The sequence below is a fragment of the Pseudofrankia coriaricola genome (assembly GCF_032027725.1).
Lineage (GTDB): Bacteria > Actinomycetota > Actinomycetes > Frankiales > Frankiaceae > Pseudofrankia.
The window spans coordinates 126,011-146,197 of record NZ_JASNFO010000017.1; the positions used below are offsets into that span (position 1 = coordinate 126,011).

Genomic DNA, 20,187 nt, shown 5'->3' on the forward strand with positions numbered 1-20,187 from the left:
TCCGGAGGTCGCCGTCACACCGCCCATCGGTCGACGTCGAGCGAGCGATCCGAGGTGAGGATCGCCTGCTGCAGATCGGTCAGCGTCCGAGAGGGTTCGAGGCCCAGCTCACGGCCCATCACCTCCCGGGCCGAGCGATAGACGCCCAGCGCCTCGGCGCGCCGCTCCGACCGGTAGAGCGCCACCATGAGCTGGCGGTAGAACGCCTCCCACAACGGGTACTCGGCGACGAGGCGAAACAGCCGACCGACCAGCTCGCGGTGACCGCCGAGAGCGAGCAGGGCGTCCGTCCGTTTTTCCAGCCCCTCCAGGAAGAGGTCGCCGCACGAGGCCCGGAAGCCCGTAACGAGGGGGCCCTCCCCCACCTCGTCGAGCACGGGGCCCCGCCAGAGCGCGAGCGCCGCGTCGAACGAGGCCACCGCCGCGGCGTACGCCCCGTCGCTCGCGAGGGAGCGCCCGGTCTCGATGTGGCGGCGGAAGACGTCCGTGTCGAGATCGTCGGGATGGCGCTGCAACACGTACCCGATGGGCCTGGTCGCGATCGGATTGATCGAGGAGCTCTCCCGGCGAAGGATCTTCCGGAGCTGTGAGACGTAGACGTGCAGCGTCGCGTGCGCCCGGCGAGGCGGCTCATGGCCCCAGATCTCGGTGATCAGCAGATCGCTCGTGACGAGCTGGCCGCCCCGGATGAGCAGCACACCCAGCAAAATGGCGAGTTTGCTCGCGGTGATGCTCTGGACCGTCTCACCGTCGAGCACGCGTACAGGACCAAGGATTTCGTACCTCACGGACGTCCTCTCGGTCAGAGAATGTCGAAACTGGCGGTGTCGGTGGAGACGCGACCCGCTCGGGTATTGCGCGGCTGTCCGGGATTCGATGCGATCGCCGGCCCGGAGCAAAGATCGACAATGCGTCGTTGGAGGATCGACGACGACATCGAGAGACCAATCCAGGTTCCTTTCTCATCACCGCGTTACGCATCGGTTTCGATGATCGCGCCGCTGACCATCGCATCATCCCGTCGCGTCGGGGGCGTTTGTCCCCGGACAGCAGGCGGCAACATCGTACAAGCTCGCGCACGGAACGTCAGAACGTTAGGGCGCGCCGAGCACCCAGATGCTAGCTATCACACACGGCCGGGCGGAGAGGCCCACGAAACCATTATCATGACCGGCCCACCCACACGGCCGGTCAGCCAGCGACAATCGAGCCGATGCTTGGCAGCCAAATGCCGTCTTACCAGCTCAGGGCACTCGCGGCCACTCGCGCCCCGATGCGTGGCCAACTGCGTGCCGTTATGTCAGGTGACGACCGTGGACACCGTTTCGCGCCCCTTCGCCGACACCCGCTCGACGACGCCGACTACCGTTCCGCTGCGCAACCCCACCATGCTCCCGCACTCCCGCCCGCGGTGCGCCGACGCCGGCCGGCCGAACGCCGTCATTCATTCGCTCGGCAACCAAACGGCCGCCCGGATCGCACCAGAGGTCCGGCCACCCGGCGCCTGATCTGAAAGGCCGTACCCAGCCATCACGTACACAGCGGCAGGGGAATGAATGCTCTAGATCAGCTGGCGGGCCGATCGTCGCCCAACGCGGGGCTCCGTTACGCCGCCGACATTCGTTGCCGAGCCCATCGTCTGGGCTCAGAAGGCTCATCAGGTGATCCCGACGGCGGAGCCCGGATGCCATCCGCCGACGTTGTACCTGCCGAAAAGTACGTCCGGGCAGGTCAGGCGGCGTGTTCGTACTCGTGCAGGATGCCGCCGAGGCGGTCGCGTCGGCGGATGTCGAGGTGGGTGAGCCGGTCCGGGTCGGTGATTGGTTCGGGCAGCGGATGGAGCGGTCTGGCGTTGGCGATGCCCTGGTGAGGGCGGTGCGCGTTGTAGAACTCCTCGTATGCATGCAGGGCGCGCAGGAGATGTCGCTGGTTGTAGATCAAGGTTCGGTCGAGGAGTTCCTGGCGGCAGGTGCGTACCCACCGCTCCATGATTGCGTTCATGCGTGGGACCCGGACGCCGGTGCGCACGACCGTGGTCCCGGCGTCGGCGAGGATCGCGTCGAACAGGGCCGGGTATTTGCCGTCTCGGTCCCGGATGAGGTAGCGGACGGTGGAGCCGGCGTCGTGGAGGTCCATGGCGAGGTTGCGGGCGGCCTGGGTCACCCAGGCTGCGGTGGGGTGCGCGGTGGCGCCGAGGATCCGGATGCGGCGGGTGGCGTGTTCGATCACGGCGAGGATGTACAGGCGTGTCCCGGTCAGGGTCACGGTCTCGAGGAAGTCGGCGGCGAGCAGGGCGTGGGCCTGGGAGCGCGGGAAGTCGGCCCAGCTGGTCGCGGTTCGCTCGGGTGCCGGGTCGATGCCTGCCTGGCGCAGGATCTCCCAGGCCGTTGACGGGGCGACCCTGATGTCGAGGGTCAGCAGTTCGCCGTGGATCCGCCGGTAGCCCCAGCTGCTGTTCTCTCGTGCCAGGCGTAGCACCAGGGTGCGGATCGAGGCCGCGGTGCGGGGCCGGCCGCGCCGCCTGGGACGGGAGGTGGCGGCGTGGTGGCGGGCGATCAGGGTGCGGTGCCAGCGCAGCACCGTCTCCGGATGCACCAGGAGCCGCAGGCCGCGCAAGGTGGGCCGCGGCAGCGTGTGCAGGAGCGCGGCGAGCAGAGCGCGATCGGCGGACTGGAACTGGATCCGGTGGCCGTCGAGCTGGCGTTGCAGCACGGCGATCTGGTGGCGCAGCGCGAGGATCTCGACGTCCTTGTCGCGATCACTGCGAGGCAGCAGGCGCAGCAGCGCGAAGGCGTTCGTGACGCCGAGGTAGGTCAGCCGGAGCAGCACGAAGCAGCATCCTCGCGCAGCCGCGGGCCGTGCCGGGCGAGGGTCGGACGCTGCAGGGGCCACGGTCAGTCCCGACGGAGGCGACCGCCCTGACCAGCACGGATGGCATTTTCGGCATGCACAATGTCGAGGACCTCGTCGCGGACCTGCCCGCCCAGGCGTGGTGCCGGAGCTCCGCTGGCGCGGATACCAGTTACAGGTGCCCCGGCCAGCGGGATCGCGAGCTGGCCGAAGGCGGGGCCGCGATCGGCCACGCAAGGCTCCATTGCTATCGCAAAATCTATGCCATTGACGCAATGTTGATTTTGGTATAGAAAGCAACTGCGCACGATCGAGCAGGGCCGATCGTCACAGCGGGTAAGGCGCCAGCCTCGGACCCGCCAGTGACACCGTGCTCCCCGGTGGCGACGCCTTGTTACGGAGCCAGCGCGTCGAGAACAGACGCCTTCTGGAATCGTCGGGTCGCAGCGAACGGTCAAGACTCAAATCCTGCCGTCCGGATCGTGGACTCGGCCGCACCTGGCTGGGGTATCAACGAGCCCACGCCAACCTGGCCCGACCGCGACGACGTCGCGGTTTCGAACGATGTCGACCAATACAGCGACGGCGAAATGGCGACGCTGGCACGTGCCATCGATGGCCGCGAGCGGTGCCGGTGGGTCCGACTCCATCGCGCTGCCGCGGGGCAGTCGTCCGGGCATTCCATTGGCACCATGCGCGTGGCAGCACGCTGGATATACGTGCCGAAGAGGAACACGGCGTGGTCAGCCGACCCGATGAACACCATCTCGAGACCACGTCCGTGAACCTTCGCGGCTCGGATGAACCTAGGGTGCACCACGGAGAGGAGAAAGTGATGGCGAGGCGGCACAAATTCGTCCAGACTAGGGTGAGGAGGCGAGTGCCTACCCTGGGGTTAGGCATGATCCTGAGTCTCGCCATGCTCTTGGCTTTACCGGCGACGGCCCGCGCACAGACAGCGGTGACGAACGGCGGCTCTGCCAACGCGATCACCGAGATCAACGTGACGAACGACCCGACCAGGGACAACGGTCAGCCCGAGATCGCCGTCAACCCGAAAGACCGGAACAACCTGGTGTTCATCTCCACGGACCATCGGCCGGGAGAGAGAACGGTGACACCCGACAAGTTCCACTGCTACGCCGCGTACTCCCGTGACGGCGGCGCGAAGTGGACGGAGGTTCCCTGGCCAAACGGGAATCGGGCCATGTGCGGTGACCCGAACCTGGTCGTCGACTCCCACGGGGTCTTCTACGTCGCCTTCAACCGCCTGGGCTGCGCGCCAGGTGAACCCGAGCCCCCCTCGCCCGGCGGCTGCAACGACGTGCCGAACCATCTGGGTTTCTCGAAGTCGCTCGACGGCGGCCGTACCTGGTCCGCTCCCATCGACACTCCGCTGCTGATCGGGGTCACCCCTCGGCTACGGATCGACGCCGCGAATGACAACATCTACGCCGTCGGCCAGGACACGGCTGGCAACATCGCGGTCTCGGTGACCAAGAACCGGGGGGCGACCTGGAGCGATCCCGCGGTCCTGCCGCCGCAGCCGTTCGGCACGCAGATCGCCGCGCAGGGTAGAACCCTCGCCGCTGCGACCGGCATCACGGTGAATTTGGACAACGGGGTCGTGTTCGTGGGGACGGACGTGATCTTCCAGGCGAGCCGTGACGGTGGGAAGACCTTCACCAACTTCCCGGTGACAACGACGAACGGTACCCCAGTGGCGCCGCCTGTCGGCCCCTCCCTGCCCAACCTGACGACCGGCGCCACCGACCCTCTCCCGTGGGTCTCGGCGGATCCGACACACGACGGCCGGTTCGCGCTCATGATTCCGAGGGGCAACAACCTGGAGGTCTACATCACCGAGAACTCCGGTGCGAAATGGACTGGGCCGACCGTGATTCCCGCGGCGGGCGCGGTCAAGCCGTGGATCGATTTCGGCTCGACGGGGCTTCTCGGCGTCATGTGGCGCACATCCGCCGTCGATGTGTACTCCACGGTCTCGTTCAATCGCGGGAAGACCTTCAGTCATCCGGTGAAGGTCAACAAGGTGACGGAGCCAGACGCCACCGCCGCGGGCGACGAGTTCTCGCGGATCCTGGTCACGGACAAGTACGCATACGTGTCCTGGTCAGATGGCCGGAACGGCGGCACGCCCGACGGAATTCTCGCCAGGGTGCCGATCTCTCGGTACAAGTAGGTCCTACCGGGGCAGGTTCGACCGGGCTCGGTACCCAACCGGCACCAACCGAGTGAACCACTGAATTCACGTTCGGAGCGCAGAGTGGCCAGGAGGCGACCGCTTCCTGGCCACTCGACGTACCCATGGCCGGCGAAGTCTCTCCGCGCGGGAGGACGCGCGCGCCAGTCATCGTGCTGGTCAGGCGAAAAGCTCGACCACCCGCTGGCGGCCGGCGCTGAATTCCTGTAGTTGGATCGGTGTTCCGTCCGGGTCGGCGATGAAGAAGAACCGCGAGACCCGGGTTTCGGTGATCGGGCACAGCAGCGTGGCCCCGGCGGCAGCCACCCGCTGGTAGGCGTCTTCGACGTCGACGACGGTCAGTGCGATCTTCGGCCGCCCGAACTCAGGTTCGAGCCGACCAGAAACACGGCGATGTGCAGCGACGTCATCACCCCGGAGCAGATGGTCGCCCTCAACCAGCAACCCTGACGGGCCTGGGGCGACCACCAGACGACTCCGGGCATGAGCCCGGCCAGCCGACATTCCGTGCCCGCCGTCGAGGTATGACTTATTGCTGCTGGTGTCGCGCCAGAAATGCCGAAGCCCGTCCGACATGTCAGGACTCAGATCTCGGTCGGCCAGGACAGGAGGTATCGGCCATCGGTGGAGTGCGCGATCCGGCAGGCATGCGGTGTCTGGAAATGAGCGGGGGCGAGCAGATGCCCTGTCGTCGCGCAGTGGTCGAGGACCGCGCGTCGGGAGGCTGCGGCCGCCTGATGGTCGAAGTTTGCGCCGGGGCTTGGAGAGAGGGTCCACTCCGGGCGCAGGACGTGCACCGGGCTGTGCAGTACATCTCCCGAGAAGCACACCCCGTCCAGGTCGTCGGCGTAGCAGGCGGACCAATGTCCCGCGGTATGGCCCGGGGTCGCCAGCAGGGTGACTCCGGGCGCGGGCGAGTCGCCGTCGTCGAGGAGCTCCACCAGACCGGCTTCGAGGACGGGCGCCACACTGTCCTCGAAGACGCCGCGGTTGTAGGCGAACTCCGGGAACCGATCGGGTGCTCTCGCGAACGCATCCCAGAACGACACTTCGGGAGCTGACAGCACGTAGCGAGCGTTCGGGAAGGTCGGATTCCAGCGACCGTCGACGAGCCGTGTGTTCCATCCGCAGTGATCGGGGTGTAGGTGGGTGCACACCACCAGGTCGATCTCGTCCGGGTGCGTACCCGCGGCGGCGAGCCGGTCCAGCCAGGGCGTGTCCAGCATGTCGTAGTACTCGTTCGGTGGAAGCGCGCGCGATTTGCTGTTGCCGATGCAAGGATCGACGAGCAGCGTGAAATCGCCGGTACGCAGCAGCCAGCTGTGGTGGGACAGGCGAGCCATGCCGGTCACCGGGTCCACGTGCCGCGGATAGAGCCACTCGGCGTGCGCTTCCACCTGCGCGGGATCCCAGCCATGGCAGAGCCCGGCCACTGGCACGAGCCCTGCTTCGAGCTCCAGTACCGGGGTCAGCTCGGCTTTCCCGACTCGCATGAGGCGGACGTTATCAAGGTAGATTCTGCCGTTCCACCATCGGGGCCTGCCGACGACGTCCTGGCGGCGCAGCGGGCGCACAGTGCCGGCGAAGCGTCACGGAGGTCGGCATCTTCGCCGACCTCCGTGGAACGCCGCGAGGAGGTTCCCGCTGCCGTCCGCGGCGGGAGGGACCGGATTCACGTCACCCGCGTCCGCCTCCAGCTTGAACAGCTTCGGCCGCCGCCGCTTTTCCTCGGCGGGCCGCTGCGCCGCTGCGGCCCGATAGTTCGCGTTGCCCCCGTGCCGCGACACGTCACGGCTGACTGCCGACTGGCTTCGACTCAGCAACGCCCCGATCGCCCGATGCGACAACTCCGCCGCCAGCCGCCTGGAGGGTCACGTCCAACACCCACGCACCCTGCTCACCGCATTCGGGCACACTCCGCCTGTCCACGCCTTCCAGGGCTTCTACCACTCCGAAGCCGATCTACCGTCAGGCGACCACAGGCCCGGCTGACCGCGCCGGCGCACGACGACATCGCCGAGCAGCAGATTCCACGCGGCCACCAGTATCTGGCGTCCGGACGGAGGCCGGTCGCGGGCTGCCCCCCGCACGGGACACCGGCGGTCCTCAGCCTGGTCTCGTGCACCTCCCTCGGCCCCACCGGCGCGTGAGTCCTGGATCTTGGAACAGTCCCGCCGGGACAAATCCCGCCCGCTCGGTCTGCTGGCTATCAGGTTGGTGAGCGAGATGTCGGGTACGAATGATGGGCAAACGGCGGCGACGTGGGCCGACGGTGACCGGCCACGTCCTCTCGCCGATAGTCACGGGGGTGTGGCGAGCGGTGTCGGAGAGTGAACCTCACAGCGGGCTGGGTTTCTCCGACTTGTTCGACCTTCTTCGGGTAGGTCTGACCCTGACTAGTATCGACGATGGCAGGGTGCGACGGGCCAACGAGTTCGCCTGCCAGTTGTTGGGCCGAGATGCCCGCGAAGTCGTTGGCAGGGATTGGCACGAACTCGTCGACCCGATGCAAGTCGACGAACTGCGCGCTATCGACCCGGGGGATGTTCTGGCCGGACGCCTCGACTGGCGGCAGCGCACGATCCGTTTCGTCCGACCCGACGGCCAGGTCACCCATGTCCTAGCCTGCGGCAGCAGGGTGATCATCGACGGCGACCGCTGCTTTCTCAGCCAGATTCAGGACATAACGGAGCTTGTCGCGACGCATCGTCAGCTTCAGCTTGTCTTGGACAACACGCCGGTCTCGGTATTCCTCCTCGACCACGACGGGCGGGTGCTCACCAGCGGCGGCGCCGCCCACCAGTTGCCCGCAGCAATGCTTAGACAGGTGACCGGCTCCAGCGTCTTCACCGAATTCCGTGACCATCCGGCGGTGCTGGCAATGGTCCGTCGGTCGCTGCGGGGCGAGCGTGTCCATGAGGTCCTGTCGGCGGGCGGACACTGGTATGATGTTCATCTCGTTCCGGTGCCCGGTGCGGCGGCGCAGCGCCCGTCGGTCGCGGGCGTCGCCAGTGACGTCACCGAACTCGAACGCGCGAGCGCGGAGCTACGAGTCCGTACCAACCGCCAGACGGCACTCGCGGATCTTGCACAGCAGGCCTTGGAAGTCGCCGATGAGGACGTGCTGTGGGATCGAGGAACCCGGACCCTCACCGAGCAGATCGGTGCCGAGGTGATGATCGTGCGTGGTCGGCCCGCGTCGGATCGGATCCCCGCCGCATGGGCTGCGTCGGATGATTCCGCAGGCGTCGGCGCCGACCCATCGGCCCCATACAACCCGATGGTGCCAGCCCACCTGAACGGCGGCGACGGACTGCAGGGTCGGGTCATCTCAGATGGCGGCGTCACGACGCCGGCGACAGAGCCACCCTGCACCGTCGTGCGGGTGCCGGTAGGGCCTGCAGACGAGCCGGTTGCAACGATCTGCCTCCGTGGAGCCGGGCGTCGACGGACTTCTGATGACGCCGCCTTCATCCGCTCCGTATCCGCGATCCTTGGATCGGCAGTACTACGGATCCACATGGAGCAGGACACACGGTTCCGCTCCCTACACGACCCCCTGACCGGCCTGCCCAACCGGGCGGCGCTGCTCGACGCACTTCGACGCAGCCTGAGCCGGACCGGACGAAACCAGACCCGGACCGGCGTCCTGTTCGTCGATCTCGACGGCTTCAAAGCGGTCAATGACACACTCGGGCATCAGGCCGGCGACAAGCTACTCACGACCGTCGCCACCCGGCTCCGCCACGCGGTGCGGCCCGGAGATGTCGCCGGCCGGCTCGCGGGCGATGAGTTCGCCGTCTTGTGCGAGGGCATCGGCAGCCTGGATGACCTGCAAGCCATCGGCGAGCGGGTCATCCAGGCTCTCGAGCCCACCGTCGAGCTGCGCCGGCCGGTCAACGTGAGCGCGAGCGTCGGGGCCGCGCTCTCCGGCCCCGACCTCGCCGACGCCGAAGCGCTGATCACTGCCGCCGACGTTGCGATGTACGAAGCCAAGCGGCAAGGCCGCGGATGCCTCGTCCGCTACGACGAACCAGTCCGGGCCACACACGCCGCCCGACTGCGCAATGTCACCGCCCTCCAACATGCGCTGGGCGAGCGGCGACTTGACCTGCAGTTCCTGCCGATCGCCCGCCAGACCGGCCCGATCGTCGCGGTGGAGGCGATCCCCTGCTGGCCTCATCCAGCCCGACATGCGCTGGCACCCGAAGACTTCGAACCGATCGCAGTCGACGCAGGGCTCTCCAGCGACCTCGACCTCTGGCTCGTTGACAACGCGATCCGCTATGCGCACGACGCCGCGGGCCCAGACGGGCAGACGCCGATGACCGCGTCGACCGTCACGATCAGAGACGACAAACGGTGGGACGAGGGCAGAAAAGCATCACCCAAGGAGATCTGGATTCGGCTCTCCGCCCACAGCTTCAGCGACCCCGATCTTCGCAGGAGAATCATCGCGCGGGCCACTGGATCGACGACGGTCGCCGGACACGGCCTCACTCTCTGCATCGTGATCCCCGACAAGCTCAGGGCAGAGGATCACCGGGAGATTGACGCCGCCATCGATCAACTCGCCGACGCCGGCGTCGCGGTCCGCCTCGACTACGCCGAGACCACGCCCCTGGGAGCAATGACTCCAGACCACCTGCCATCCGGGCTTCACGGCGTCAGCCTCAGCGAGCAGTACGTACACAGCGTAGATCACAGCGACGCCACCGCGGCCGTGCTCGCGGGCATCGTGTGCTTCGCACACCTACTGCACTTGGACGTAGCCGCACGAGGCGTCGACACGCCCTCCGAGCTGGACGCGATCCGAGCGCTGGACTGCGACCTTGCCCAGGGCGCCGCCGTAGGCCAAGCGCTCCCCATGCCTCCTTGGTAACCGCGCGCCTGTACGAACATGCGGCCTGACCTGCCCGGACGTACTTTTCGGCAGGTACAGGGTCATATCACCCGATGTCATCACTCACGGTGCCCATCCCGCCGGACCCGAGGCCCGGCGTGTCGGGCCGGAACCACCTCTGGTGAAACAGTCCCCACGGCGGAAGTCAGCCCGGGTCCTGGTCAAGGTGTCAAGGTCGTCCGAGGCTGACGTCGACCGGAACCCGCGGCAGCGCCTCGGGCGGCTCACCGCCCGAGGCCGCGCGGCTCCCCCGGCTCAGCGGGCGTTCGCCTGCAGGGAGCTGCCCCCGTCGACGGGCAGGATCGCGCCGGTGATGTAGGACGCCTCATCGGACGCCAGGAAGACGGCGGCGTTGGCGATGTCCCACGCGCTGCCCTGCCGGCCCATCGGCACCTGGGCGGCTCTGCCGGCGGCGACCTCGTCGCGGTCCCGCCCGGTCGCCTCGACGACGCGGTCGACACCGATGGGAGTGTCGATCATTCCTGGGATGATCGCGTTGACGCGGACGCCGTGGCGTGCGTATTCCAGCGCGAACCCGCGGGTGAGCGCGTTGACGCCGTTCTTGCTGATCGAGTAGGGATTCGCGCCAGGCAGCAGGCTCGCGAGTGAGGAGACGTTGAGCACGACACCGTGACCCTGCTTGCGCATCACTGGCAGGAACTGCCGGCACACCAGCCACAGGCCCGTGAGGTTGACCGCCATGCCGAGGTTCCAGTCGTCGACGGTGGTCGCCTCGGTCGCCGCCGCCACCACGATCCCGACATTGTTGTGGAGGATGTCGACGCGGTCGAACGCCTCGGTGGCGGCCCGCAGGATCGCTTCGCATTCCTCCGGCTCGGTGATGTCGGCACGGTACGCGAAAGCGTCACCGCCTTCGGCCCGCACCTGCGCCACCGTCTGCTCGGCCGCGTCCAGATCCCGGTCGACGACGAGTACGCGCGCGCCCTCGCGGGCGAACGCGACCGTGACCGCCCGCCCATTGCCGATGGTGGCACCGGGCCGCTGCCCGCCACCGACGACGACCGCGGTCTTCCCAGCGAGCCGCTGCATGCGGTTACCTCTCTCCCAGCCGGGCCTCCCAGCCGGGCAACGATGGTGGGCCGCGGGACGGGCGAGGGCATGCCGATATCGCCCACCCCGCGGCCGACGTCGGATGTCAGTCGGGGATCGGGGTGTTGCCGAGGACCTTGTACGCGGCGGGCTGGCCCTTGTCGTCCAGGGCGGTGGACAGGCCACCGCGGACGCAGACGGCGGGCTCCTGCGGGATGGCCTTGCCGTTGCAGCGGAACTTCAGCCCGGCGCCGCCGGGCAGCTCCGTCTCCTTCATTCCCTTGATCGTCGAGGCGATGGTCGCCGGAGTGATGTCACCGGAGATGCCCGCCGTCGCGGCCTGGAACCCGGACATGACCATGAACATGATCATGCCGTCCTGGGAGTCGAGGTCGATGTCCTTGCCGTAGGTCTCGGCTACCTTCGTGTACAGCTGCATCGACGAGGTGTCCGGGCCGAGCGGCGCGGTGGCGCTGACCACCATGCCCTTCAGCGTGTCACCGGGGACCGACTTGCGCGTGGCGTCGGTGATGCACTGCGAGATCCCGCTGATCGTGCCGGTGAAGCCAACGGCCTTGAGACCGTTCATCGCGCTGATGCAGAACGAGTCGCTGCCGATGATGAACACCTGGTCCGAGCCGTTGTCGACGACCTGCTGCATCTGGGGCGTCATGTCGGCGGTACCCGGCGCAACGCGGGCGACCTCATATCCGATGCCGGCCTTCTCGAACAGCGGCGGCGCGATCTCCTGCGCCGAGTGCAGCGCGGCGGGCACATCGGTGACGACGGCGGTGACCTTCTTGTTGCCCTCGGCCTCCGCGACCTGGATCGGCAGGTCGATCACCGGGAAGGTCGGGTTGCCCAGGGTGAACGTCGTCGGGCTGGTGAGCAGGCCAGGATCACTCGAACCGTAGATCATGACCGGGATCTTGGCGTCGTTCAGCGGCTTCCAGGCGCTCTCGATGACACCGGACGTGCCGATGAGGACCGCGGCGACACCCGCCTCGATCATCCGGTTGCCGCAGTCGGAGGCCTTGGACAGGTCACCGACGGTCTCGCAGTAGGTGGCCTCGATCGGCCGGCCACCGATCCCGCCCTTGTGCTCGTTGAGGTACTTGACCGTCGCCTCGGCGACGCGCTTGTCGGTGGTGTGGTCGGCGACGGGGCTGGTCCCCTCAGTGATCACGCCGATCTTGACGGGTGCGCCGGTCGCCTGGGCGACGGAGCCGAGGGGGTCCGTCGCACCCGCGGAGCCACTCGCGGGGGTGGGGGTGCCCTTGTCGTCGGAGCCGCCACAGGCCGCGACGAAGGTCAGGCCCGCGGCCAGAATCGCGACACCAGCCAACCGTAATCCGGAGCGGCGGGTGGGTGATGGCGTCCAAGCGGTGGATCTGACTGGTCGGGCGCCGGTCGATGAGCTGGCGCGTGGCCGAATGTGCGTCAACGTTCCGCCTTTCTCGGTGGAGGGTGGCTACTGATCCCGCAGCGCGTTCAGGACGGTGTCCGCTATTTCCGGGCGGCAGACGAGGAGATCGGGCAGGTAAGGGTCGGGCTGGTTGTAGACCAGGGGCGAGCCGTCAAGACGGGAGACATGCAGCCCGGCGGCCGCGGCGACGGCGACCGGTGCGCAGGAGTCCCATTCGTACTGGCCGCCGGAATGGGCGTAGACGTCGACCTGCCCGCGGACGACCGCCATCGCCTTGGCGCCGGCGGAGCCCATGGGAACCAGCGCGGCCTTCAGCCGGGTAACGAGATGGTCGACGCAGGCGGGCGGCCGGGTTCGCGAGACCGCGAGACGGATCGGTCCGGCCGCCCGCGGGACGAGCCTGGGCGGCCTGCCGGTATGCAGGACGAGGTCGGCGGCGGGCAACGCGACGGCGCCGACGGCGGGGCTGCCGGCCACGGCGAGCGCGACGTGAACGGACCAGTCCTCGCGCGGCGGCTCGCCGTATTCACGGGTGCCGTCGAGAGGGTCGACGATCCAGACACGGTCATGCTCGAGGCGCAGCTGATCGTCGGTACGCTCCTCCGACAGGACGGCGTCGTCGGGACGCTCCTCTGACAGTCGACGGAGCAGAAGCTCGTTCGACTGGCGGTCCCCGGCCGCGCCCCCCTGGGCGCGAATGTCGAGCAGGAGGCTGCCCGCCTCGGCGGCGAGCGCGGCCGCGAGCGCGTGGTCGTCCCGGTCGTTCACAGGTCTCCCGCCAGAGTGAGGATTCCCACCTCGCGGAGGTATTCGACGACTTGGTTGGCGTTGGTTTCGGGGCTGATGGTGCCGGAGGCGTCGAGGTGGATGTCGGGGTGGCTGGGCGGTTCGTAGGGGGAGTCGATGCCGGTGAAGTTGGTGAGTTCGCCGGCGCGGGCTTTGGCGTAGAGGCCTTTGCGGTCGCGGGACTCGGCGACCTCCAGCGGGGTGTCGACGTGGACCTCGATGAACTCGCCGGGGTCGAGGAGGTCGCGGGCGAGTTGGCGTTCGGCGCGGAACGGCGAGATGAACGAGGTCAGGACGATGAGACCGGCGTCGACCATGAGTCTGGCGACCTCGGCGATGCGGCGGATGTTCTCGACGCGGTCGGCCTCGGTGAAGCCGAGGTCTTTGTTCAGGCCGTGCCGGATGTTGTCGCCGTCGAGCAGGTAGGTATGGAAGCCCTGGTCGTGCAGGCGTTTCTCGACGAGGTTGGCGATGGTGGACTTGCCGGCGCCGGACAGGCCGGTGAACCAGACAACGGCGGGCTTCTCGATGACCCGGCCCTGACGCTCCGAGCTCGTCGTCAGCAACATCTCCTGAATGATCTCCGTGAGCGTCGACGCCGAACTCTCCACCGCGCCCGTCAGCGGATAGCAGCCCAACGTCCGGAACGGCACCGACCGCTGCTCGGGAACCTCGCCCGGGTTCAGCGGCATCCGCTCGTCATCAACCATGATCAGCACGCCGTCGCGTTCCACCACCGGCCGCGGCGCCGCAAAGTACAGCGGCACGATCGGGATGTTCTCCCGATGGATGTACAACCAGATATCCAGCTCGGTCCAGTTCGACAACGGGAACACCCGAATCGACTGCCCCGGCGCCTTCCGGGTGTTGTACAGCCGCCACAGCTCCGGCCGCTGCTGCTTCGGGTCCCACCGGTGCTGCGCAGAGCGGATCGAGAACACCCGCTCCTTTGCCCGCGACTTCTCCTCGTCCCGGCGCGCCCCACCAAACGCCAGGTCGAAGCCGTACTTGTCCAACGCCTGCTTCAGACCCTCGGTCTTCCAGATATCGGTATGCATCGCCGACCCATGATCAAACGGGTTGATCCCCCGCTGGACCCCGTCCGGGTTCCGATGCACCAACAGATCCAGATGCTTCTCCGCCACCAGCCGATCCCGAAACGCGTACATCGCCTGGAACTTCCACGTCGTATCCACATGCAACAACGGAAACGGCGGCCTCGACGGATAGAACGCCTTCAACGCCAGATGCAGCATCACCGAGCTGTCCTTGCCCACGGAGTACAGCATCACCGGCCGCTCCGATCGGAGACCGCCTCCCGGAAGATCTGGATGCTCTCCGCCTCCAGCCGCTGCAGGTGCGTCACGCGACCCGGCATCAGGCGTTCTTCTTTGCCCAGGCGGCCTCGGCCGCGTCGTGGAGTGCCTCACCCTTGGCGAACCCGTAGTAGACGGAGAAGTGGATCACGATCTCGTCCATCTCCTCCTTGGCGAGGTCGCCGGAGTGCAGCGCCGAGGAGACATGGGTGTTCAGCGGCATGGGCGAGTCGTCGATGGCGACGCAGGCGACCGTGATGACCCTGCGCTCCCGTCGCGTCAGCCCGGGCCGCTGCCAGACATGGCCGAAGACGAAGTTCAGGATGCCGGCGTGGCGGTACGGCGAGGTGGGCGGCGGCGCCTGGGTGAGATTGACGTCGACGAATTCCCGCACGCCCTCGTCCAGCCGCTTCTGCCAGTCGTTCTCCCCGAGCGTCTCGTTCGACAACACGGGCCATGGCTCGGGCTCCCGGCCGTTCTCCTGCGCGATGCGGGCCGACTGCTGGGCGATGACCATCTCGACGTGGGAAGCCTTGGGCCAGCCGCAGTACACCGCGAAGTGCAGGACGAACTCGAGCAGCTCCGGGACGGAGATGTCCCTGCTGTTCAGCGCCGCGTAGACGTGGTCGTCGATGGGGCCTGGCGCGTCGCCGGCGGCGACGCAGGTCAGCGTCACCCATCGCCGGTCGCGCCGGCTGAGCCCGGGCCGCGACCACACCTGGCCGAACACGAAGTCGCGGGTGGCGGCCTCGAAGGGAGTGCTGGCCGGCGTCGGTTCCCGGGTCATCACCTCGCGGTACGTCTGCTCCGAGTCGCCCATGTCGGATCTCCTGCCCTGGGGTGTTGGTGGTCGGGGGTCAGCTCATCCGGAGCGCGACGCGGACCGAGTCGCGGCCGGGAACTGACCGGGTCAGGAGCGCGAAGGCGTCCTCGAACTTCTCCAGCGGGAACGAGTCGCCGAGCAGCTCGGCGGTCGGTACCTTGCCGGCGTTGATGAGCGCCACGGCGCCGGCTGCGTCGAGGCCGGCACCGGGGTGCAGCGTGATGCGGCGGGTGGGGATCCAGTCGCTGTGGAAGCCCTCGAGCGGTCGGTCTTTCATCCCGGCGATGACGACGTGGCCGCCCTTATGGACGAGGTCCATGGCGAGGTTCACGGTCACCGGATTGCCGGCCGCCGCGTCAATGACCACGTCGGCCATGTCGCCACCGGTGATCTCGCGAACCCGATCGATGGGGTCGTCGGCCTCCACGTCGATGGTGTGGTCGGCGCCGATCTGGCGGGCGCAGTCGAGGCGGAACCGGTCCTTGCCGGTGCCGGTGACGATGACGGTGGCCGCGCCAGCGGCCTTCGCCGCGACTATGGTCGCCATGCCCATGTGCCCTGGGCCTTCGATGACGACGACGTCGCCGTTCTTCACGGGCGCGACCCAGGTGACCGCGCAGCTGAGTGGTTCGAAGACGGTCAGCTGGTCGGCGGGCAGGTCGTCGCGCAGCTTGTAGACCATCGATCCTGGCAGCAGCTCCAGGTGCTCGGCGAGTCCGCCGTAGAGCCCGGAGCCTTCGTCGGCAGAGAAGTCGTGTCCGTAGATGCGGTGCCCGGCGGGAGTGAAGACGATGTCCCAGACGGCGACCCGGTCGCCTTCGGTGACGCCCCACTGCTCGGCGGCCGCTGGGTCGATCTTCTCGATGCGGCCGACGATCTCGTGACCGGCGATGGAGGGGAACTCGCCGCCCCAGGAGGTGTGGACATGGCCGCGGAAGTGGTCGATGTCGCTGTGGCACAGGCCGGTGGCCTCGACGCGCAGGATGGCGCCGCCGAGCTGTGGGTCGGGGACGGGGAGGTCGCGTAGCTCCCAGGTCTCGTCGCCGTTGAACACGATGGCCCGCGTCATGGCAGCACCTTCTCCAGGAGTGTGTTCGCCCGGTCGACGGCGCGTCGGGTCGCGCCGTCGAGGCCCTCGGCCTCGACCGCGGGTCCGACGAGCTCGAGCTCGAAGGGGCCGGTGTAGCCGGTGTCGAGGACGGCGTGGACGAACGTCTCGACGGGCATGTCGCCGTCGCCGGGCACGACCCGCGTCCCGACCGGCAGTCCACCGCGTTCGTGGGCGAGGACGTCGCAGAGCTGGGCGGTGGCGAGGCGGTCGCCGACCTGGCGGATGGCGGCGGCCAGGTCGGGTTCGCGCCAGCAGTTGCCGAGGTCGACGATGAGCGCCAGACCGGTGCGGTCGGCGACCTCGGCCGCCTCGGGCAGGGTGTGCACGAACGACCGGTCGGTGCGCTGGGTCGGTTCGATCGCCAGCCGGACGCCCCGGCCGGCGGCGTGGGCGACGCAGGGCGCGGCCGCGTCGGCAAGCGCGCAAGCGAGTTCGTCGAACGACCGCCCCGGGCTCGTGCCTGGAGTGAGGTAGACGCTGCCGCCGCGCGTCGCCGCGAGGTCGATGGCCTGGTTGACCTCGGCGCGGGTCGCTTCCCAGGTCCCGGGTGCGCCAAGGTCGAACTGGTCGGTGATCAGGGTGGTGAGGCGCAGCGACCGCGACGTGAGCGCCTCGACGGCCTGGTCGCGTCCGTACGCGGTGAGCTTGGCGTCGAGGACGCCGACGTGGTGCAGGCCGAGGGAGTCCCACAGGACGAGCTCCTGGGCGAACGTCCAGGGGTAGGTGCACATCTCGCTCACGGAGAGCCGCGGATGGATCATGAAAGTGCCTCTCGGATGTCGCGGATCTCGGCCTCGAGCCAGCGGACCTCGCTGAAGTTCTCCCGTCCGCTGCGCGCCAGCAGCAGTTCGTGAGCCTCCAGCTGCACCCGCAGGGCGACGGGATCCTTGGGTGTCTGCGAGAGGACGATCTCGGCGAAGTGCAGTGCCTCCAGCGCCCGGCCGGCCGCGAGGTGGGTCTCCGCCCGGTCGATCAGCGGTGCGGTGCCGCCGGCGAGCTCGATGAGCTCCTCATAGATCGCCGAGGGGGGCACGTCGTAGAGCTCGGTGGTCGACTCGTAGCGGAACCAGCCGGTGTGCTCCTCCCAGATCGCCCGCACGATCCAGGGGACCTTGCCGTGCCCCTGCGGGATGGCAAGCTCGGGAGGGAGGGTGATCTGGCCCATCAGCGTCCACAGGTCGACGCCGGCGTTCATGCCCCCGATCGTCCGGTCACGCACGTACTGGGTCGCGTCCCTCATCTGGGTCAGCCGCGTCCGGATGTTCTCGGCTCCCCGGATCGGCTCGCCATGACCTGTGATCAACAGGTCCGGGGCCAGGCCGATGACCCGGTCGACGGAATGGAGGTAGGCGATGGCACTGCGGATCTTGTCGCCGCGGACCGTGTACAGATTCGGGATATGGCCGAACAGGGGTCCGAACAGGTTGCCGGTGAACAGGATGCGCTCGTCGGGGAGCCAGACGACCAACGAGTCGGTCGTCTCCCCACCCGGCGTCGAGTACAGCTCGATCCGGCGGCCGCCGAGGGTGAAGGTGTGGCTGTCGAGGAAGGTGGTCGTCAGGACCGGCTCGGGCGGCTGGTAGGTGGGGTCGACCCTGGTGATGTCACGGTTCCAGAGCCGGCGGCTGCGGCGGGCGAAGAACGGCTGCAGCCGGTGGAAGTACTCCCGGACGTCCGGATGGTTGGCCTGCGCGATCGTCTCGATGCCCGGTGCGTCGAGCTGCGACCAGCCTCCGACGTGGTCCGGGTGGCCCTGGGTGAACACGATGACACGCACGGGGTTGGCGCTGACCGCGGAGAACCGGGTCCTGATCTGCTCGGCCTCGTTGTACATCCCGGTGTTGATCAGCAGATCGCCGGCCGGCGTCGTGACGAGATAGCTGTTGGAGATGCCCTTCGACGCGAAGATGCCGTCGGCGATCGGCACGGCGTCCTGGACGCCTTCGCCCTCCCGGACGATGAGCGCGTTGAGGGGCTGCTTCTCGGTGCTCGCCGAGTTCTCGGGGTCCGGGCTGCTCATCGGGTGCGGTCCTTTCCGACCTCGGGCCGGATCTGGAAGGCGTCCGTGTAGAAGGCGAACCGGGCGCGCAGCTCGTCCGCGTCGAGCCCGAAGTCGCCCTCCAAGTCGTAGACGATGCGGCCGCGCCGGCCGCGCGGATGTGACGCCAGGTAGTGCTCGATGTCCGCCCGGGTCTCGTCGGTGACCGTGAGGCCGGCGCGTTCCAGTACGCCGGCGGCGGCCTGGACGTCGTTGCCGACGATCTCGTCGAAGCGCAGCTCGACGAGCTGGCCCGCGGGCACCAGGTGCCGGTCGCGCAGGTAGCTGCGCAGCATCCGTTCGAGGCGGTCGACCCAGTAGGCGACGTGGCTGTCGATGTCCGGACGCTTCTGGCCCGCCTTGAGCGCCATGCCGCGCATGGTCAGCAGGGACTGGATCGTGGCGACCGGGTCACGGTGGATCATCACCACCGTCGCGTCGGGATAGGTCGTCAGCAGCGGGACCAGCTGCTCGCTGTGCTGGTTGGACTTCAGCATCCAGCGCCGGTCGCTCGGGAACTGCCAGGCGACGGCGCGCAGCACGTTCTTCATGTAGCGGTAGTGCGGCGTCTGGTGGTGGCCGAGGTAGTGGTCACGGAAGCCGGGGACGTTCGCCATCCACTCCCACTGGTAACTGGCGAAGTCGGGGATCTGCAGCTCGTTCTCGCCGCAGGCGTGGTCCGGTGAGTGCTCGTGCATCGCCGCGAAGATCTCGTTCTGGCTGAGCCGTTGCCACCGCGCGTCCGAACGGGACCAGCGGGGGTCGACCCCGTCCGGCCCGGCCGTCTCGCCCACGCTCGGGGCCGGCTGCGCCGCCAGGTAGACCGGGAGATGCCGCAGCCGCCGGTCGGCGGCCAGCAGGTTCTCCAGATGGGTACTGCCCGAGCGGGGCAACGCGATGACGTTGATCGGCCGCTCGATCGGCGCGTCCAGGCAGTCCGGGTGGTCGTCCCAGTACCGCTGGATGAGCAGCCGGTTCGCCGCCGCCTTCACACACTGGTCGAGGAACGTCGCCTTGTAGGTTCGCCAGACGTTGTCATCGGCCTCGACCTCGGCCAGCAGAATGCCGAGACGTTGGGTGAAGTCGAGCGAGCCGAAGTCATCCAGGCCCGTCTGCCGGCTCGCACCCTCGAGCACCGCGTCGATGCTCATGTCCAGGGGACGTGCCTCGTCGGCCTCCAGGGCGGCCCGCTCGGCGGGCGAACGGGTGTCGTCGCGCATGCCCTCGACGCGCAGCACCTTTACGGCCATGGCGGCAGCTCCGTAACGTCGGTCTTTCCCGCGTTCGCCAACCAGCCGCCATCGATGACCACGAGGTCACCGGTGTGGTAACGCGACTCGTCGCTCATGAAGTAGACGCCGATCCCCTCGAAGTCCTCGGCGTTGCCGGGCCGCCCCGACGGGTTGTACCGGCGGTTGCGGTCGAACAGCGGGCTGTCGACCGGAATCTGGACCGTCTCGCTCACCGTGTACCCGGGGCAGACCACGTTGCAGCGGATCCCGTAGCGGCCCGCCTCGACAGCGATGCCCCGGGACATGGCCGCCATCGCACCTTTGGATGCGTTGTAGTGCTGCATGCCGGGGCTGCCGGTCAGCGCGGAAAGGCTGGCGCAGAACAGCAGCGACCCGCCGGGGTCGCCCGCGTCGTAACGCCGCTTCATGTG

The 20,187-nt window shown here is 68.2% G+C and carries 17 protein-coding genes and 2 pseudogenes; 3 read left to right on the plus strand and 16 right to left on the minus strand.

The genetic code is table 11. The features are described 5' to 3' along the window. Positions 1 to 14: 14 nt before the first annotated feature. Complete coding sequence (locus QOZ89_RS10335) at positions 15 to 788, minus strand: AfsR/SARP family transcriptional regulator (protein WP_071049485.1); 774 nt, start codon at positions 786 to 788, stop codon at positions 15 to 17. Between the two features lie 525 nt (positions 789 to 1,313). On the opposite strand from QOZ89_RS10335, the gene QOZ89_RS10340 reads away from it, so the two are divergent. Further along, positions 1,314 to 1,508 (plus strand): hypothetical protein, encoded by a 195-nt coding sequence (locus tag QOZ89_RS10340; protein ID WP_131804024.1) that lies wholly within the window; start codon positions 1,314 to 1,316, stop codon positions 1,506 to 1,508. Positions 1,509 to 1,731: 223 nt separating this feature from the next. On the opposite strand, the gene QOZ89_RS10345 is transcribed toward QOZ89_RS10340, so the two are convergent. Both QOZ89_RS10345 and QOZ89_RS10350 read right to left on the minus strand, forming a co-directional pair. Next, on the minus strand, positions 1,732 to 2,829 hold the full coding sequence (locus QOZ89_RS10345) for an integrase core domain-containing protein (protein ID WP_312623631.1): 1,098 nt from the start codon (positions 2,827 to 2,829) through the stop codon (positions 1,732 to 1,734). 65 nt (positions 2,830 to 2,894) lie between these two features. Beyond that, entirely contained in the window at positions 2,895 to 3,083 is a 189-nt protein-coding gene (locus QOZ89_RS10350) for a hypothetical protein (protein ID WP_131804016.1), read from the minus strand. A 686-nt stretch (positions 3,084 to 3,769) separates the two neighbouring features. Here QOZ89_RS10350 and QOZ89_RS10355 point away from each other — a divergent pair. Next, positions 3,770 to 5,050, plus strand: coding sequence for a sialidase family protein (locus tag QOZ89_RS10355; protein ID WP_071049279.1), 1,281 nt, complete (start codon positions 3,770 to 3,772; stop codon positions 5,048 to 5,050). 180 nt (positions 5,051 to 5,230) lie between these two features. Here QOZ89_RS10355 and QOZ89_RS10360 read toward each other — a convergent pair whose 3' ends face one another. After that, positions 5,231 to 5,647, minus strand: coding sequence for a VOC family protein (locus QOZ89_RS10360; protein ID WP_312623632.1), 417 nt, complete (start codon positions 5,645 to 5,647; stop codon positions 5,231 to 5,233). An 8-nt stretch (positions 5,648 to 5,655) separates the two neighbouring features. Continuing rightward, positions 5,656 to 6,564, minus strand: coding sequence for an MBL fold metallo-hydrolase (locus tag QOZ89_RS10365; protein ID WP_071049275.1), 909 nt, complete (start codon positions 6,562 to 6,564; stop codon positions 5,656 to 5,658). A 779-nt stretch (positions 6,565 to 7,343) separates the two neighbouring features. On the opposite strand from QOZ89_RS10365, the gene QOZ89_RS10370 reads away from it, so the two are divergent. Continuing rightward, positions 7,344 to 9,953 carry a sensor domain-containing protein gene (locus QOZ89_RS10370; RefSeq protein WP_312623633.1) on the plus strand — a complete coding sequence of 870 codons (2,610 nt, stop codon included), beginning with the start codon at positions 7,344 to 7,346 and terminating at the stop codon, positions 9,951 to 9,953. Between the two features lie 276 nt (positions 9,954 to 10,229). Here the strand turns inward: QOZ89_RS10370 and QOZ89_RS10375 are convergent, their stop codons facing one another. The 11 genes and pseudogenes from QOZ89_RS10375 to QOZ89_RS10425 all read right to left on the minus strand — a co-directional run. Continuing rightward, positions 10,230 to 11,024, minus strand: coding sequence for an SDR family NAD(P)-dependent oxidoreductase (locus tag QOZ89_RS10375; protein ID WP_071049274.1), 795 nt, complete (start codon positions 11,022 to 11,024; stop codon positions 10,230 to 10,232). Positions 11,025 to 11,130: 106 nt separating this feature from the next. Beyond that, the gene (locus QOZ89_RS10380; protein WP_083418739.1) at positions 11,131 to 12,468 is read right to left on the minus strand and encodes an ABC transporter substrate-binding protein; all 1,338 of its coding nucleotides are present in this window, start codon (positions 12,466 to 12,468) and stop codon (positions 11,131 to 11,133) included. 27 nt (positions 12,469 to 12,495) lie between these two features. Next, positions 12,496 to 13,218: a 3'(2'),5'-bisphosphate nucleotidase CysQ gene (locus QOZ89_RS10385; RefSeq protein WP_083418738.1), complete on the minus strand. Its 723-nt coding sequence runs from the start codon at positions 13,216 to 13,218 to the stop codon at positions 12,496 to 12,498. Further along, positions 13,215 to 13,763, minus strand: a pseudogene (gene cysC, locus QOZ89_RS10390) (adenylyl-sulfate kinase); the annotation flags it as partial. The gene QOZ89_RS10385 and the pseudogene cysC, both read right to left, overlap by 4 nt. Next, positions 13,761 to 14,614 (minus strand): annotated as a pseudogene (gene cysD, locus QOZ89_RS10395) (sulfate adenylyltransferase subunit CysD); the annotation flags it as partial. The pseudogenes cysC and cysD, both read right to left, overlap by 3 nt. Further along, complete coding sequence (locus QOZ89_RS10400; RefSeq protein ID WP_312623634.1) at positions 14,614 to 15,372, minus strand: carboxymuconolactone decarboxylase family protein; 759 nt, start codon at positions 15,370 to 15,372, stop codon at positions 14,614 to 14,616. The gene QOZ89_RS10400 and the pseudogene cysD, both read right to left, overlap by 1 nt. Positions 15,373 to 15,409: 37 nt before the next feature. Continuing rightward, positions 15,410 to 16,444: a zinc-dependent alcohol dehydrogenase gene (locus QOZ89_RS10405; protein WP_071049270.1), complete on the minus strand. Its 1,035-nt coding sequence runs from the start codon at positions 16,442 to 16,444 to the stop codon at positions 15,410 to 15,412. Further along, complete coding sequence (locus tag QOZ89_RS10410; RefSeq protein WP_312623635.1) at positions 16,441 to 17,247, minus strand: sugar phosphate isomerase/epimerase family protein; 807 nt, start codon at positions 17,245 to 17,247, stop codon at positions 16,441 to 16,443. Before QOZ89_RS10410 ends, QOZ89_RS10405 begins: the two co-directional genes overlap by 4 nt. Continuing rightward, positions 17,244 to 18,506 (minus strand): MBL fold metallo-hydrolase, encoded by a 1,263-nt coding sequence (locus QOZ89_RS10415; protein ID WP_312623636.1) that lies wholly within the window; start codon positions 18,504 to 18,506, stop codon positions 17,244 to 17,246. The genes QOZ89_RS10410 and QOZ89_RS10415 overlap by 4 nt, the downstream gene beginning before the upstream one ends. Next, positions 18,503 to 19,774, minus strand: a complete 1,272-nt coding sequence (locus QOZ89_RS10420) for a sulfotransferase family protein (protein ID WP_071049239.1) — start codon at positions 19,772 to 19,774, stop codon at positions 18,503 to 18,505. Before QOZ89_RS10420 ends, QOZ89_RS10415 begins: the two co-directional genes overlap by 4 nt. Next, a partial coding sequence (locus QOZ89_RS10425; RefSeq protein ID WP_312623637.1) for an SDR family NAD(P)-dependent oxidoreductase occupies positions 19,765 to 20,187 on the minus strand: 423 nt, incomplete at its 5' end. The genes QOZ89_RS10425 and QOZ89_RS10420, both read right to left, overlap by 10 nt.

Bases quoted from the DNA above. Each gene is read 5' to 3' on its own strand.
- QOZ89_RS10355 (WP_071049279.1), top strand. From the start codon at position 3,770: ATGCTCTTGGCTTTACCGGCGACGGCCCGCGCACAGACAGCGGTGACG.
- QOZ89_RS10360 (WP_312623632.1), bottom strand. From the start codon at position 5,647: ATGTCGGACGGGCTTCGGCATTTCTGGCGCGACACCAGCAGCAATAAG.
- QOZ89_RS10365 (WP_071049275.1), bottom strand. From the start codon at position 6,564: ATGCGAGTCGGGAAAGCCGAGCTGACCCCGGTACTGGAGCTCGAAGCA.
- QOZ89_RS10375 (WP_071049274.1), bottom strand. From the start codon at position 11,024: ATGCAGCGGCTCGCTGGGAAGACCGCGGTCGTCGTCGGTGGCGGGCAG.
- QOZ89_RS10400 (WP_312623634.1), bottom strand. From the start codon at position 15,372: ATGGGCGACTCGGAGCAGACGTACCGCGAGGTGATGACCCGGGAACCG.
- QOZ89_RS10405 (WP_071049270.1), bottom strand. From the start codon at position 16,444: ATGACGCGGGCCATCGTGTTCAACGGCGACGAGACCTGGGAGCTACGC.
- QOZ89_RS10410 (WP_312623635.1), bottom strand. From the start codon at position 17,247: ATGATCCATCCGCGGCTCTCCGTGAGCGAGATGTGCACCTACCCCTGG.
- QOZ89_RS10415 (WP_312623636.1), bottom strand. From the start codon at position 18,506: ATGAGCAGCCCGGACCCCGAGAACTCGGCGAGCACCGAGAAGCAGCCC.
- QOZ89_RS10420 (WP_071049239.1), bottom strand. From the start codon at position 19,774: ATGGCCGTAAAGGTGCTGCGCGTCGAGGGCATGCGCGACGACACCCGT.